This window comes from Polymorphobacter sp. (assembly GCF_051860865.1).
GTDB lineage: Bacteria > Pseudomonadota > Alphaproteobacteria > Sphingomonadales > Sphingomonadaceae > Sandarakinorhabdus.
Genome location: NZ_JBIMKZ010000080.1, coordinates 1 through 13915, shown reverse-complemented (window position 1 = coordinate 13915; position 13915 = coordinate 1). Strand labels below are relative to the sequence as shown.

Sequence of the window (13915 nt, the reverse complement as noted above, 5' to 3'; positions counted from 1 at the left end):
CTGGTCGAGCCTAATGCCTTCACTCGCTGCCGACGGCAACCGCCGCCTGCATGCTGTCTTCATCTTCCACTGTCATTCCGGGCAGCGTGAACCGGCCTTCCCAGGCAGCCCAGCGTTGCAGCGCCAAGGTTACTCGGGCGGCAGAACCTTCATCGACAAGTGCAGCATGTACTACATTCTGTCGCCCCAAGGCCACCGACAATATGGTGCGGCCGACCGGCAGCACAAGGCTGACCGATTTCGGACACGCCGCCCGGCGCTTCATCTCGAGCTTGCCGGTGCCGTCCTCGCCGGCATCGGCGGCATGGAGCAACAGCCGGACCTTGCCGCGCCCCAGCGCATCGGAAATCCGCTCATGGCCCCACAGCAGGTGGCCGGCGCGCATCTCCAGCCCCAGCCGGTCGAGCGCCCGCTGCTGGAGGCCCTGGGCGATATCGTCCGCAAGGGTTTCCGACAGGTGGATCGGCTGGTGCGCGAGGGCACGGACCAGCGTGCCCTGCAGCTGGCCGCGCGCCATGGCCTTTTCGATCAGGGCACGGTCGATGGAGATCCAGGCGCCGCGGCCGGGCAGCTTGGCGGCGAGGTCAGCCGCCACCTGCCCGTCCGGCCCCAGCGCCAGGCGGATGAGATGCTCAGCTGGCCCGGTGGTGCGGGTCAGGATGCAGCGGCGGTTCGGCCCTTCGGTGTCATTGGCTGTCATCCGCCGGGGCGTTCCCTTCACCGGAGGAGTCGTCTTCGAACCCCTGAGCCGAAGGCTCGTCTTCGAACCAATGCGCACGGGCGGCCATGATGATGCGGTTGCCGTCATCCTCGGTCAGCGCGCTGTCCTTGAGGATGCCCGAGCGGCCGACTAGCTCGTCGGTGGCGAGATCGCCGAGATCGTCGAGAGTCTTGATGCCCTTCTTGCCGAGCGTGACCAGCATTGCCTCGGTGAGGCCCTGGATCTCCGCCAGCGCATCCTCGACGCCGAGGCCCCTGCGTTCCTCGCGGGCGGTCGCCTCGCGGCGATCGAGCGCCTCGACAGCGCGGCTCTGCAGCTCGGAAGCGACTTCCTCGAGGCCCTCGATGGTGGCGAGTTCGTCGAGCTCGACATAGGCGACTTCCTCGAGCTCAGAGAAGCCCTCGGCGACCAGCAGCTGGGCCAGCGTCTCGTCGACATCGAGTTCGGCCTCGAACATCGTCGACTTCTCGATGAATTCCTTCTGGCGGCGCTCGCTCTCGTCGGCCTCGGTCATGATGTCGATCTGGCGGCCGGTAAGCTGGCTGGCGAGGCGGACATTCTGGCCGCGACGGCCGATGGCGAGGCTGAGCTGATCATCGGGGACGACGACATCGATGCGGTTGTCCTGCTCGTCGAGCACGACCTTGGCAACTTCGGCGGGCTGGAGCGCGTTGACAACGAAGGTGGCGACATCGGGCGACCAGGGGATGATGTCGATCTTCTCGCCCTGAAGCTCCTGGACAACGGCCTGGACGCGGCTGCCCTTCATGCCGACGCAGGCGCCGACCGGATCGATCGAGCCGTCGCGGCTGATGACGCCGATCTTGGCGCGGCTGCCGGGATCGCGGGCCACGGCCTTGATCTCGATGATGCCGTCGTAGATTTCCGGCACTTCCTGGGCGAACAGCTTCTTCATGAAATCCCCGGCGGCGCGGCTGAGGAAGATCTGCGGGCCGCGCGGCTCGCGGCGTACGGCGAGGATCAGGGCGCGGACACGGTCGCCGGGCTTGAGCACTTCGCGCGGGATCTGCTGGTCGCGGCGGATGACGCCTTCGGCCTTGCCGAGATCGACGACGACATGGCCGAACTCGGCGCGCTTGACGAGGCCGGTGATGATCTCGCCGGCGCGGTCCTTGAATTCCTCATATTGGCGGTCGCGCTCGGCATCGCGGACTTTCTGGACGATAACCTGCTTGGCGGCCTGGGCGGCGATGCGGCCGAACTCGACCGGCGGCAGCGGATCGACGATGAAATCGCCGAGGCTGGCCGAAGGGTCCTTCTTGCGGGCGTCCTTGAGGTTGACCTGCTTGAACATGTCGTCCGGCTCCTCGACGACCTCGAGGACGCGCCACAGGCGGGTTTCGCCGCCCTTGGGATCGATCTTGGCGCGGATGTCATTCTCGGCGCCGTAGCGGGCACGGGCGGCGCGCTGGATGGCGTCTTCCATCGCTTCGATGACGATGGCGCGGTCGATCGACTTCTCGCGCGCCACGGCATCGGCAATGGCGAGAAGTTCGGCACGGTTGGCAGTGACGGAGGCGGCCATGGGTCTGTCTTTCCTCTCAGGCGTTGTCGTTTTCGGCAGGCAGTTCGTCTGCCTCCTCGATTGTCTCGTCGGCGCCGGTCGCGTCGAGCGGGCGGCTGGCGGCGATCAGGCGATCGGTCAGCACCAGCTTGGCGGTGCCGATCCGGTCCAGCGGCAGCGTGGCGCGGCCGACGCCGGGCACATCGACGATCGCGGCATCGAGCTCCAGACCGAGGATGACGCCCTTGAGCTGGACCTTGCCGGCAAACGGGCCATCCTCCAGCGGGCGGGCGAGCTTGAGGCGGACATCATGGCCCGTCCATTTCTGCCAGTCCTTCGGCCGGGTCAGCGGCCGGTCGATGCCCGGCGAGCTGACCTCCAGCGCATATTCGCCTTCGATCGGATCGGCCTCGTCGAGAGGCAGGTCGAGCGCACGGCTGATCTCGCCGCACTGGGCCAGCGTCAGCTGGCCGGTGGCCGGGTCCTCGGCCATGATCTGCAAGGTCTGCGCCCCCGGACGGCCGCTCAATTGCACGCGCACCAGATCATAGCCGAGATCGGCGATGATCGGGGCGGCAAGCGCCTTCACTGCATCTTCTGGTTCAGACACGCGTAACCTCGGGGGACATAAAGAGTTCGCAACAGGCGGGGGGCGGCGGCGGGGAACCCCTGCCGACCTCAACCGGTTACCCATGTAGAGATGAATGCGCTATAACCGGTGTGGCCGGGCCGAGCAAGCATCCGATCAGCCCCATGGGACATGACCCGGTTTTTGGAGTGACAAGAATGCGAATTGCGACATTGATACTGGCTGGCACCGCCACGCTGCTGCTGGCCGGCGCCGGACCGGCAGTTATGGCCCAGTCTGCCGACCAGAAGGACCAGAAGGAAAAGAGCGACGACAAGATCAATGATGGCGACCGGGCCCTCGACACGGTCGAGAACATTGCCACGCGGCCGCTGAAGGACATGAACATCGTCAAGAAGAAGATCCCGCCCGAGCTCGAGGCGATGATGGAAAAGCCCTATTCGCTGACCGGGCTGAAGACCTGCCGTCAGCTGATCGCCGAGGTGAAGAAGATCAACGGGCTGGTCGGGCCGGACGTCGATTCGCCCGAAGCGTTGGCCGAAAACAAGCAGACCCCGGCCGAATTCGTGTTCGGGGCCGGCGAGGCGCTGGCCGGCAGCCTGATCCCCTTCTCGGGCCTCGTCCGCTTCGTCTCGGGCGCTCAGAAGCGGGAGCGCTATGCCCAGGCGGCGGTGTTCGCGGGCTCGGTGCGCCGCGCCTATCTGAAGGGCACGGCGCGCAACCGGGGCTGCAAGGGCATCTGACGCCGACTCCCTATTTGGCCAGCGGGTGGCGCTGATTGACGAGGTCGATCAGCGCCCGTGTCGCCACATGGGTATAGATCTGGGTGGTGCTGATATCGGCATGACCGAGCAGCGTCTGCAGCGTCCGCAAATCGGCACCGCCATGCAGAAGATGCGTGGCGAAGGCGTGGCGGAGCACGTGCGGGCTGATCCGCTCCGGCGGCAGCCCGGCGTCGACGGCCAGTGCCTTGATCAATTGCCATAGCCGCAACCGGCCGAGATGATGGCCGCGCGACGGGAACAACCAGGCGCTCGACGGCGGCACATGCGCGGCATGGGCCTGGACAGCGGCATCGGCCGCGCGGCCGATCGGCACCAGCCGCTCCCGGCCGCCCTTGCCGGCAAGGATAAGATGGCCGGCGCCGGGGCGCACGGCATGGCGCGGCAGTGACACCAGCTCCGAAGCCCGCAACCCCGAGCCATAGAGCAGTTCGACCAGCGCGCTGAGCCGGATCAGTCGTAGATCGTCCGGGGCGGCAGCGCACTTGCTCGCCAGCGTGGTGAACAGCGCCTCCACCGCGCCGGGATCGAGCGTCTTGGGCAGGGCGCGGGGCTGGGCCGGGCTGGCGAGGTCGACGCCGGGGTCATCGTCGCGCACGCCTTCGCGGTGCAGAAAGGCGAGGAACTGGCGCACTGCCGAGGTCTTGCGCGCTGCCGAGGCGCGGGCCAGCGGCGCCCAATAGGCGGCCAGCCGGGCCACAGCGGCCGCATCGGCCGTGGCGAGGCCGCCGCCGAGCGCGGCGCTCGCCTGGGCGAGATCGGCGGCATAAGCGGTCAGCGTGTTGCGGGCGGCACCGCGCTCGCTGGCCAGCATGTCGAGGAACAGCGCGATGGCGGCGCCATCGGTCATTCAGCTCAGGCCGTCCGGGTGAGCGCTTCGGCGGCGAACAGCCGGGCTTCGTCCCGGTGGCCGCTCGCCACCAGCGCCTCGGTGATCGCCAGCACGTGCAGCGCCGGCACATCGGCCCAGCGGCCCTGCAGACCGGTGGCGGCCAGCATCACCACCTCGCCCGGGCGACGGGCGGCGCCGGCGGCGCGGATGGCGCGGCTCCAGCGGCTGTCGGCGGCGGGCAGCAGGTCGCTGGCCAGGCCCGACCAGCCGGCGCCGCGCGCCGCGCCGAGGCCGGAGAGCGCCGCCAGCAGGCGGGCGGACGCCCGGTCATCGGCGTCGGTGGCGGACTGCCAGTCATCGAACTCGGAAGGCGTGGCCGGGACGGCGCCGGCGACCGCCAGCAGCGCCCAGGCGCGGGCCCGCACCGGCGCCGCGGCGGTCTGGGCGACCGGCCACCAGCGCCGCGCGGCGCGGACATCGCCGGCGGACAGCAGGCTGGCGATCAGATCGGCCGAGGATTCGGCAGCCGCAGCGGACGGCGCCATCCGCGCCGCGGCGGCGCTGGTCTGCAACAGGCCGGCATAGCGCGACTGCTCGTCATCGAACCCGTCGACCTTGGCGCCCCATATCGACTGCATGGCGGCGAGGCGGGTGGCGGTGCTGGCACCGGCAAAGGCGGCGCGCAGCCGCGCCGGCAGGCTTTCGGTCCCGTCGTCCGGGGCCAGCGCGGCGAGGCCCGACACCAGCTCGCGCGACGAGGCGCTGCCCTGCACGGCGGCGATCGGCAGCGCGGCGAGGCGGACATCGGCGGCAAGGCCGGGCTGGCGGATCAGCCAGCCATGGCGGGCGGGGCCGAGGGCGGCGAGCGCCTCGGCCGGAATCACCAGCCCCGAGGCGACGGCGACCCCGAAGCGCCACGGCGTCAGCGGCGGCGCTTCCGCCCAGTCGACATTGGCGGCACGGCCGCCGCCGCCAGCCATGGTGGCGACGCGCTCGGCCAGGCGGACATCGAACGGCGCGACCTGGCTGCGCTGCTGCTGGAGCCGGTCGAACAGCGCGGCGGCGGAAATATCATCGCCCTCCAGCGCCGCGCAGATGCCGAGCGCCATCTCCCACATCGGGTCCTGGCTGATCTGGCGGCCGGTGCGGGCGATCGGGCAGAGCGCGCCGAGATCGGCGGCGGCCAGCGCCACCTGACCGGCGACCCGGTAAGTGGCGGCCGAATAGGCCTCGACCGGCAGCCGGTCGACGAGCAGCTTGGCAGCATCGATCTCGCCCATCCGCATCAGCAGCAGCGCCCGGGTGGCCACCCAGTCCCCGGCGCTGATACGGGCAGGCGGTTCGGCCCGGCTGATGAGGGCGCGGCGCAGCGCGATGGCCGCCCAGCGCGAGGCGATCGGCGCCTCGATGCGGCGGGCGAGGCCGGCAAGGAAACGGCCATCGGCGCTGGCAAAGGCGGACCCGGCAAAGCCGCCGCTGGTCGGCGTCAGCACGCCGACCAAGGCGGCATCGGCCATCGAGCGGGCCGCCAGCGGATCGCGGAACGGCACGCCGTCCGCCGGAACCTCGACACCGGCCAGCGGTGCTTCGAGGGGATCGCCTTCGGCGACAGTGCCGGGCAGCGGTGCCTCCTCCGGCCCCGTATCCGGCAGGGTCGTCCCGGGCAGCGGCGGCGCCGGGGCGACCGGGGTCGGCTCGCGCGGCGGCCCGAAGCCCTGCGGCAGCAGCGAGCGCGGGCCCTGCGGCGCGGGGGCAGGCGCAGGGGCCGGCGCCGGCTGGCCGATGACGGCCGGCGCAAGAAGCAGCAGCGTCACCGCGACACCCGCCCGCAGCGCATGCGTCCGGCGGGCGCGCCTCGCGCGGGGGGAAGGAAGAGACAGGCGGATCATGGGGTTCACCGGCAGGCTGAAGGGGCAACGCACATGTGTGCAGGCGCTGGCCTTGTATAGCCGGGGGTGGCATGGAGTGCGACGTGAAAATCGGTGACGCCTCTCCCGATGCAGATGCAGATGCATCCGTGCCGTCCCCGCGGGGCCGCGGCGGTAAGGACAGGATCGCGGCCGCTCGCCGCCGCCCGGTGACGCTCGTCGGGCTCATGGGCGTAGGCAAGACCAGCATCGGCAAGCGACTGGCAGCCCGGCTGGGGCTGGATTTCGTCGATGCCGATGCCGAGATCGAGCTGGCCTGCGGGATGACCGTCGCCGAGATCTTCGAGCGCTTCGGCGAGGCGCATTTCCGCGACGGCGAGCGGCGGGTGATCGCCCGGCTGATCGACGGCGCCCCCAAGGTGCTGGCGACCGGCGGCGGCGCCTTCATGCAGGACGATACCCGCGCGCTGATCCTCGGGCGCAGCATCGCGGTGTGGATCAACGCCGACCTCCAGACCCTGGTCGAGCGGGTATCCAAGCGCAGCACGCGGCCGCTGCTCAAGGGCAAGGACCCGGGCGAGGTGCTCCACGCGCTGGCGACGGTGCGCAACCCGGTCTATGCGCTGGCGCCAATCCATGTCTGCAGCAGCGACGGGCCGCACAATGACGCCGTGGAGGCGATCATCAACGCGCTGGCGGCCGAAGACGGACAATGAATGGGACAGGCAATGATCGTTGAGGTGGCGCTGGGCGCCCGGAGCTATCCGATCCATATCGAGGCCGGGCTGCTGGGCCGCGCGGGTCCGCTGCTGGCGCCGCTGGTGCGCGACAAGCCGGCCGGGCGACGGGTCTGCGTCATCACCGACGAGACCGTCGCCGGGCTGCACCTGCCGACGCTGACGGCGAGCCTGTCGGCAGCGGGGATCGCCGTCGACCCGATCGTGCTGCCGCCCGGCGAGGCCGCCAAGAGCTGGGCCGGGCTGGAACGGCTGTGCGAGGCGCTGCTGGCGGCCGAGGTCGAGCGGAAGGACCATGTGGTGGCGCTGGGCGGCGGGGTGATCGGCGACCTGGTCGGCTTCGCCACGTCGATCCTGCGGCGCGGCTGCGGCTTCGTCCAGGTGCCGACGACGCTGCTGGCGCAGGTCGACAGTTCGGTCGGCGGCAAGACCGCGATCAACGCTGGTGCCGGCAAGAATCTGATCGGCAGCTTCCACCAGCCGGCGATGGTGCTGATCGACCCCGCGGTGCTGGCGACGCTCCCGCGCCGCGAACTGCGCGCCGGCTATGCCGAGGTGCTCAAATACGGGCTGATCGGCGACCGTGATTTCTTCGACTGGTGTGTCGCCAACGCCCCTGCCCTGCTGGCCGGCGACGCGGCGGTACAGGCCGAGGCGATCGCCGCATCCTGCCGCGCCAAGGCGAAAGTGGTGGCGGCCGACGAGCGCGAGACCGGTGACGTGCGGGCGCTGCTCAACCTCGGCCACACTTTCGGCCATGCCTTCGAGGCCGAGGCCGGCTTTTCGGACCGGCTGCTGCACGGCGAGGGCGTCGGGCTGGGGATGGCGCTGGCCTTCCGCTTCTCGGCGCGGATCGGCCTGTGCCCGGCGGACGAGGCCGAGGCCGTGGTCCGGCACCTGGCCGAGGCGGGCTTCGAGTTGCGGCCGCGCGCGCTGGGGCTCGATGCGCCCGGCGCCCGGCTGGTGGCGCATATGCGGCAGGACAAGAAGATGAGCGCCGGGCGGTTGCCGTTCATCCTGGCGCGCGGGATCGGCCAGGGCTTTGTGGCGCAGGATGTCGACCTCGATGCGGTGACGGCCTTCCTCGACGAAATGGTCGCCGAATAGTCAGTCGGGCAGCGGATCGCCCTCCCAGCGCGACACGGCGGTGGCGACGGCGAGGTCGCCGGTGACGTTGACCACGGTGCGCCACATGTCGAGGATCCGGTCGAACGGCAGCACGAAGCCGATGACCAGCGCGATCTGCGCCGGCGCGATGCCGATCGCCTCCAGCACCGCCGCCATCAGGAACAGCGAGGCAGACGGCACCGAGGCGGTGCCGATCGAGACCAGCGTCGTGGTCAGCGCGATCAGCAGATAGTCGGTGAGCGTCAGCGGCATGCCGAAGATCTGGGCGGCGAACACCGCGACGGCCGCCACATAGAGCGCCGTGCCGTCCATGTTCACCGTCGCGCCGAGCGGCAGCACCGACGAGGCGATCGGCGGCGACACGCCGAGGCGCTTCTCGGCCGCCTCCAGCGTTGCCGGCAGGGTGGCGGCGCTCGAGCTGGTGGAGAAGGCCAGCAGCTGCGGGGTGCGAACGCCGGTGAAGAAACGGCCCGGCTTCATCTTGCCGACCAGCCGGACGATGCTGGCATGGGTGAGCAGCATGTGCAGCGCCCCGCCCAGATAGACGACGAGGCTGAGCTTGAAGATGGTGACAAAGGCGCCCGGCCCCTCGGTGCCCATCACCCAGGCGACCAGCGCGAACACGCCGATTGGCGCGAATTCCATGACGATGCCGGTGACCTTGAGCATCACCTCGGCACCGGCGCTGAACAGCCGGGTCAGCGGCGCGGCGGCTTCGCCTGCCAGCAGCATGCCGGCGCCGAGCAGCACGCCGAAGAAGATGATCGCCAGGATATCGGCCTCGGCAAAGGCCGCGAAGACATTGTCCGGCACGATCGCCATCATCCGTGCGGCGAGTGGCATGGCGGCCTCCACCGGCCGCCCCTCGACGCCGGAGAGATCGATGCCGGACCCCGGCTGGAGGATGACGGCAAGGCCCATGCCGATGACGATCGCGGCAAGCGTGGTGCCCATGTAGAGCGTCATCGCCTTGATGCCGATCGAGGCGATGCGCGCCGGGTCCTTCATCGCGGTGACGCCGGCGACCAGCGTGACGAACACCAGCGGCACGATCAGCATCCGGATCATCCGGATGAACAGATCGCCGATCCAGCGGATCGAGGACACCTGGTCCCCGGCCAGCCAGCCGGCCAGCGCGCCGAGTACCAGCGCGCCGAGGATGCGCTGCCAGAGCGGCGTATCGAACCAGCGGCGGATGAGGCTTGGCGACGTTGACCCGGTCATTTGCGGTCGTACCGGTCGCCGGGGGCCAGCGGCGGCGGCGGCGGCGGCGCGAGGCCGAAGGTGCTCGACCAGAAGCCGGCGGTCAGCGCGCCGACGCTGCGGGCCAGGGCCGCGGGCGTTTCGCGCGGCGTGCCGGCCAGCTGCATATGGGTGGCGCCGGCAGCGACGAACAGGCTCTTGTCGCCGGGCGGCAGCGCCGGCCACAGCGCCGTGCGCTCGGCCAGCGCCCGCGCCTGCGCCTCGGGCGAGGCCTTTTCGGACACGCCGTCGAGGCTGCCGGTCACCAGCATCATCGGCATGCGGACCGGGCGGGCGCTGTCGGCCAGCGCCGGCGCCGGGCTGACCAGCGGCGAGCCGCTGATCGCCAGCGCGCCACGCACCGGCAGCGGCGGCACCGCCAGACCCGGCAGCCGCTGGCCGGCGACAAGCTGGGCCACCCAGGCGCCCATGCTGTGGCCGGCGATGCCGAGCCGGCTGGTATCGAGCCGGGCGGTGTTGCACCGCCCCACCCGGCCGCCGGCGGCGAGCACGGCATGGACATGAGCGAGGTCGGCCAGCCGCGCGTCGATCTGCTCGGCGCTGGTGCCGGCGCGGATGCGCGCGGCGCGGACGGCACGGGCCTTGACCGGGTCGGGCTGGGCGGCGGCGGCGGCGATCGCCTCGCGGTAGACGGTGACGTCCGAACCCGGGTGCTGGAACTGGACCGTGGCGACGCCGGCCCTGGCCCAGGCGCCGGCCCAGACACTGCCCTGCGCCAGCATGCCGCCAAGACCCGGAGTGTAGAATACCACCGGCACCGGCCCGCGCCCGCCGGGCAGGGTGATGCGGACCGGGATGGTTCGGCCCCGCGCCCCGTCCTCGATCAGCACGTCACAGGCGTGGGCCGGAACCGCGAGGAAAAGGGCAAGCAGCACGATACGCATGCCGCCATAGTGGCAGGGCCAGCGGTGAAGGGAAAGGCGCGGCGCCCCCGGCCGGCGGCTTCAGACCATCCGGAGACGGCGTTCGCCGCGGCGGACGGTGGCGGCGGCGCTGCTGTGGGTGGCGAGGCTGGCGGTGGTGACGGTGTCGAGGAAGATCCAGTCGTTGCGGACTTCGTCGGGCGTCAGCGTCAGCATCGCATAACCGCGCCGGCTGGTCTGGCAGTATTTCAGCTCAGGGCTCGCCGCGACCAGCGAGTCGCGGATACGGTCGGGCGAGGCGGTGAGCGCCTGCTCATAGCCCGGCGAGGTGACCGAATGGACGGCGAACTCGACGCCGGCGGGGCGGCCCTGGTGCGGCAGGTCGAAGGCCCAGGCATTGTGGCTGTCCCCGGCAAGGACGATCAGATCGGCATCGGCCGAGCGGGCGGCGGCTAGCAACCGCTGGCGGGCGGCCGGATAGCCGGCCCACATGTCCATGGCCGCCGAGATGCCGGCGGCCGAGGCGGCCATGCCGGCCTGGACGAAGCCCTTGAAGCGGGCGTCGGCATTGGCCGGGATGAACTCGAGCGCGTTCCTGGGCGTCAGCACATTGCCCATGATCACCTGCTGGGCGAGCAGCTGCCAGCGCTGGCCGGAGCCGGCCGAGGCCTTGAGCGTCTGCGCCAGCCAGGCTTCCTGGTCGAGCCCGAGGATCTGGCGCGCCGGATCGGCCAGTGCGCCGTCCCGGAAGGCGGCGATGGCGGCGGCGCCACCCTGCAGCGCCGGAGCGATGTCGAGCTGCTTGTCGCGGCCATGGATGCGCGTATCGAGGGTGATCAGGCTGGCGAGGGTGCCGATGTCATAGCGCTGCCACATCCGGTCGGCCTGGGGCAGCCATTCGCGGTGCGCCTGAGTAGCGGCGGCGCGGCGGACGCTGAACGGGCCTTCGCCGGGCTGGTGGTTCTGGGCGCCGTCCTTCCAGCTGTCATTGGCGATCTCGTGATCGTCCCAGATGGCGATCATCGGCCAAAGTCGGTGCAGTTCCTGCAGCGCGGGGTCGACGCGGTAGCTGGCGTAGCGCTGGCGATAGTCATCGAGCGCGACGATCTCGTGCAGCGGCGCGATCTCACGGTCGGCGACCGGCACCTCGGGATAGGCGCGCGACTGATATTCATAAATATAGTCGCCGAGGTGGACGATCAGGTCGATGTCGTTGCGCGCGGCGGCATGGGCATAGGCGTTGAAATAGCCGAACGGCTTGTTCGAGCAGCTGAACACCGCGATGTTGAACCGCGACAGTGGCCCGGCCGGCAGCGTGCGGGTGCGGCCGATCGGGGACTGGCTGCCATCGGGCGCGGTGAAACGGTAGAACAGCCAGCCGCCGGGCGGCAGGCCGGTGATCTCGGCCTGGGCCGTGCCCCAGCTCGCCGGGCCGGCGGCCGCCTCGCTGCGGGCGATGATGTTGGACAGGCCGGGGTCGGTGGCGACCTCGACCTTGAGCACGGTATCGCGGCCATCGGCGCTGGCGTAGCGGGTCCACAGCTTGATATGGTCAGGGCCGGGGTTGCCGGAGGCGACACCATGGGTGAAACCGCTCTGCGGCCACAGCCCGGCGAGCGCCGGCCGGGCCGGCAGCAGCAGGCCGGCGGCGGTGGCAGTGAGAAAGGCGCGGCGATCGATGGTGAAGGACATGGGACACCCCGGCTAGTAGACAGCGTCCAACTAGAGGGCTTTTGTGACAGTCTGGAGGATCGGCCCGTGACAAAGATGCGCAGCCCCGGCACGAAGGTGCGCAACAAGGCCGACCTGCCGCAAAAGCCCTGTGCGGTCTGCGGGCGGGACTTTGCCTGGCGCAAGAAATGGGCGCGCGACTGGGATAACATCCGCTATTGTTCGGATGCCTGCCGCAGCGGTGCCTATGCGCGGGCCAAGGCGGAGAAGGAGAGGCGGTGATGGCGAGTGCGATGGCGCAGGTGCAGGGCGACATGTCCGAGGCCGAATGGGCGTTGCGGGTTGACCTTGCCGCCGCCTTCCGGCTGGTTGCCCATTATGGCTGGGACGATCTGATCTTCACTCATCTGTCGGTCCGCATCCCAGGCCCCGAGCATCACTTCCTGATCGACCCGTTCAACCTGATGTTCGACGAAATCACCGCCTCGTCGCTACTGCGCATCGATGTCGAGGGTCATGCGGTCAGCGAGACGCCCTATCTGGCCAATCCGGCCGGCTTCATCATCCATTCCGCCATCCATATGGCGCGCGAGGATGCCCAGGCGATCATCCACCTCCACACCCCGCACGGCCAGGCGGTGTCGGCAATGGCCGAGGGGCTGATGCCGCTGACGCAGACGGCGATGCTGGTCCGCGATGAGATCGCCTATCATCATTATGAGGGCGTGGCGCTCGATCTCGACGAGCGCGAGCGGCTGGTCGCCGACCTCGGCAGCAAGCGGGCGCTGATCCTGCGCAACCATGGCACGCTGGCCGTCGGCCGGACCATCGCCGACGCCTTCCTGCGCATCTATTATCTGGAACGCGCCTGCGAGGCCCAGTGCCTGGCGCTGGCCGGCGGCGCCACGCTGGTCAACCACCCGCCGCAGGGCACGCCGGAGAAAAGCGCCGAGCAGGGCCGCGCGCTGCTGCCGATGATCGGCGAGAAACTGGCCTGGCCGGCGCTGCTGCGCAAGGCCGAGCGGCTCGACCCTGGGTTCAGAAGCTGACGGCTACTTCCGCGGCGTGACGAAGGCGACCGCGACGATGCCGAGCCAGCTGAACATCATCAGCGTGCCGCCGATCGGGGCGAAGGCGGCGATCCAGCGAGGGGCGCCGAGCGCCAGCGCATAGAGGTTGCCGGCGAAGATCAGGCTGCCAAGCCCTATGCCCAGCGCGCAGCTGCGGACCAGCGCATCGTTGCGCCACGCCAGCAGGGCGAAGACGGCGGCGACATGGGGCAGCTGGAACAGCACGCCGGTCATGATCCATTCGCGCGCCTGCGGGTCCTTGATGCCGTGCGCGGCGAAAGTGCCGAAAGTGAGGCTCAGAACGGCGTTGAAGGCGGCGAGCGCCGGGAGCAGCGGGCGGGTCATGCCGGCCTTAGTGCCCGGTGTCAGCCGGGCTGGCAACCGGGCTCGGCCGGTCAGGCGAGGCGTGCGACGCTGCGGCGCCGGCGCAGGGTGGCGCCGACGAGGCCGAAGCCGGCGATCAGCATCGCCCAGCTGGCCGGCTCGGGCACCTCGTTGCCGCCCAATGTATAGGCCGGCGACAGGCCCGAAATGGTCAGCGAGGCGGGTCCGAACCCGCCATCGAGGGTGCGGACGAAGAAGCCGAAGCGGTCCCCGCTGTCGACGTCGAAGCTGAATACGCCGGACTGGATGTTGTCGGCGTCATTGGTCAGGGTGACCAGCATGTCATTGACAACATAGCCGGCGGGGTCGAATTCCGGCCCGCCGCTGTCGAGCGTCAGATAGGTCCAGCTGCCGGAGAGGGTGACGGCGGCATCGGCAATGCCGCGCAGGAACGTATAGCCGCCGGCATTGTTGTCACCGCTGGTGAGGGTGAAGCCGGTGTCGGTGACGAGGCTGATCGCCCCATCGGTGCCGCCGGTGTT

General features: G+C 70.2%; 15 protein-coding genes. 5 read left to right on the top strand and 10 right to left on the bottom strand.

Going from position 1 to position 13915, the window contains the following annotated elements; genetic code table 11:
• Positions 1-19: 19 nt before the first annotated feature.
• From ACTIFJ_RS13045 to ACTIFJ_RS13035, 3 genes are read right to left on the bottom strand one after another with little or no spacing between them, the layout of a single operon-like run.
• The gene (locus ACTIFJ_RS13045) at positions 20-700 is read right to left on the bottom strand and encodes a DUF448 domain-containing protein (RefSeq protein ID WP_439534551.1); all 681 of its coding nucleotides are present in this window, start codon (positions 698-700) and stop codon (positions 20-22) included.
• Positions 687-2267 (bottom strand): transcription termination factor NusA, encoded by a 1581-nt coding sequence (gene nusA / locus ACTIFJ_RS13040; RefSeq protein ID WP_439534550.1) that lies wholly within the window; start codon positions 2265-2267, stop codon positions 687-689. The genes ACTIFJ_RS13045 and nusA overlap by 14 nt, the downstream gene beginning before the upstream one ends.
• Positions 2268-2283: 16 nt before the next feature.
• A complete protein-coding gene (locus tag ACTIFJ_RS13035; protein ID WP_439534549.1) occupies positions 2284-2856 on the bottom strand; it encodes a ribosome maturation factor in 573 nt (190 codons plus the stop codon).
• A gap of 176 nt (positions 2857-3032) precedes the next feature.
• Between ACTIFJ_RS13035 and ACTIFJ_RS13030 the strand changes: the two genes are divergently transcribed.
• The gene (locus tag ACTIFJ_RS13030) at positions 3033-3578 is read left to right on the top strand and encodes a hypothetical protein (RefSeq protein ID WP_439534548.1); all 546 of its coding nucleotides are present in this window, start codon (positions 3033-3035) and stop codon (positions 3576-3578) included.
• A 10-nt stretch (positions 3579-3588) separates the two neighbouring features.
• Here ACTIFJ_RS13030 and ACTIFJ_RS13025 read toward each other — a convergent pair whose 3' ends face one another.
• On the bottom strand, positions 3589-4467 hold the full coding sequence (locus ACTIFJ_RS13025; protein ID WP_439534547.1) for a tyrosine recombinase: 879 nt from the start codon (positions 4465-4467) through the stop codon (positions 3589-3591).
• Positions 4468-4472: 5 nt separating this feature from the next.
• On the bottom strand, positions 4473-6263 hold the full coding sequence (locus tag ACTIFJ_RS13020; RefSeq protein WP_439534546.1) for a hypothetical protein: 1791 nt from the start codon (positions 6261-6263) through the stop codon (positions 4473-4475).
• A 146-nt stretch (positions 6264-6409) separates the two neighbouring features.
• On the opposite strand from ACTIFJ_RS13020, the gene ACTIFJ_RS13015 reads away from it, so the two are divergent.
• On the top strand, positions 6410-7033 hold the full coding sequence (locus ACTIFJ_RS13015; protein WP_439534545.1) for a shikimate kinase: 624 nt from the start codon (positions 6410-6412) through the stop codon (positions 7031-7033).
• 12 nt (positions 7034-7045) lie between these two features.
• Positions 7046-8161, top strand: a complete 1116-nt coding sequence (gene aroB, locus ACTIFJ_RS13010; RefSeq protein ID WP_439534544.1) for a 3-dehydroquinate synthase — start codon at positions 7046-7048, stop codon at positions 8159-8161.
• On the opposite strand, the gene ACTIFJ_RS13005 is transcribed toward aroB, so the two are convergent.
• From ACTIFJ_RS13005 to ACTIFJ_RS12995, 3 genes are read right to left on the bottom strand one after another with little or no spacing between them, the layout of a single operon-like run.
• On the bottom strand, positions 8162-9406 hold the full coding sequence (locus ACTIFJ_RS13005) for a dicarboxylate/amino acid:cation symporter (protein WP_439534543.1): 1245 nt from the start codon (positions 9404-9406) through the stop codon (positions 8162-8164).
• On the bottom strand, positions 9403-10329 hold the full coding sequence (locus ACTIFJ_RS13000; protein WP_439534542.1) for an alpha/beta hydrolase family protein: 927 nt from the start codon (positions 10327-10329) through the stop codon (positions 9403-9405). The genes ACTIFJ_RS13005 and ACTIFJ_RS13000 overlap by 4 nt, the downstream gene beginning before the upstream one ends.
• Positions 10330-10389: 60 nt before the next feature.
• Positions 10390-12000 (bottom strand): alkaline phosphatase D family protein, encoded by a 1611-nt coding sequence (locus ACTIFJ_RS12995; protein ID WP_439534541.1) that lies wholly within the window; start codon positions 11998-12000, stop codon positions 10390-10392.
• Positions 12001-12075: 75 nt separating this feature from the next.
• On the opposite strand from ACTIFJ_RS12995, the gene ACTIFJ_RS12990 reads away from it, so the two are divergent.
• Together ACTIFJ_RS12990 and ACTIFJ_RS12985 are read left to right on the top strand one after the other, a co-directional pair.
• Positions 12076-12261 (top strand): DUF2256 domain-containing protein, encoded by a 186-nt coding sequence (locus ACTIFJ_RS12990; RefSeq protein ID WP_439534552.1) that lies wholly within the window; start codon positions 12076-12078, stop codon positions 12259-12261.
• The gene (locus tag ACTIFJ_RS12985; RefSeq protein ID WP_439534540.1) at positions 12261-13028 is read left to right on the top strand and encodes a class II aldolase/adducin family protein; all 768 of its coding nucleotides are present in this window, start codon (positions 12261-12263) and stop codon (positions 13026-13028) included. The genes ACTIFJ_RS12990 and ACTIFJ_RS12985 overlap by 1 nt, the downstream gene beginning before the upstream one ends.
• A gap of 3 nt (positions 13029-13031) precedes the next feature.
• Here the strand turns inward: ACTIFJ_RS12985 and ACTIFJ_RS12980 are convergent, their stop codons facing one another.
• Together ACTIFJ_RS12980 and ACTIFJ_RS12975 are read right to left on the bottom strand one after the other, a co-directional pair.
• Positions 13032-13394 carry a DUF423 domain-containing protein gene (locus ACTIFJ_RS12980; RefSeq protein WP_439534539.1) on the bottom strand — a complete coding sequence of 121 codons (363 nt, stop codon included), beginning with the start codon at positions 13392-13394 and terminating at the stop codon, positions 13032-13034.
• 50 nt (positions 13395-13444) lie between these two features.
• A partial coding sequence (locus tag ACTIFJ_RS12975) for a PEPxxWA-CTERM sorting domain-containing protein (protein ID WP_439534538.1) occupies positions 13445-13915 on the bottom strand: 471 nt, incomplete at its 5' end.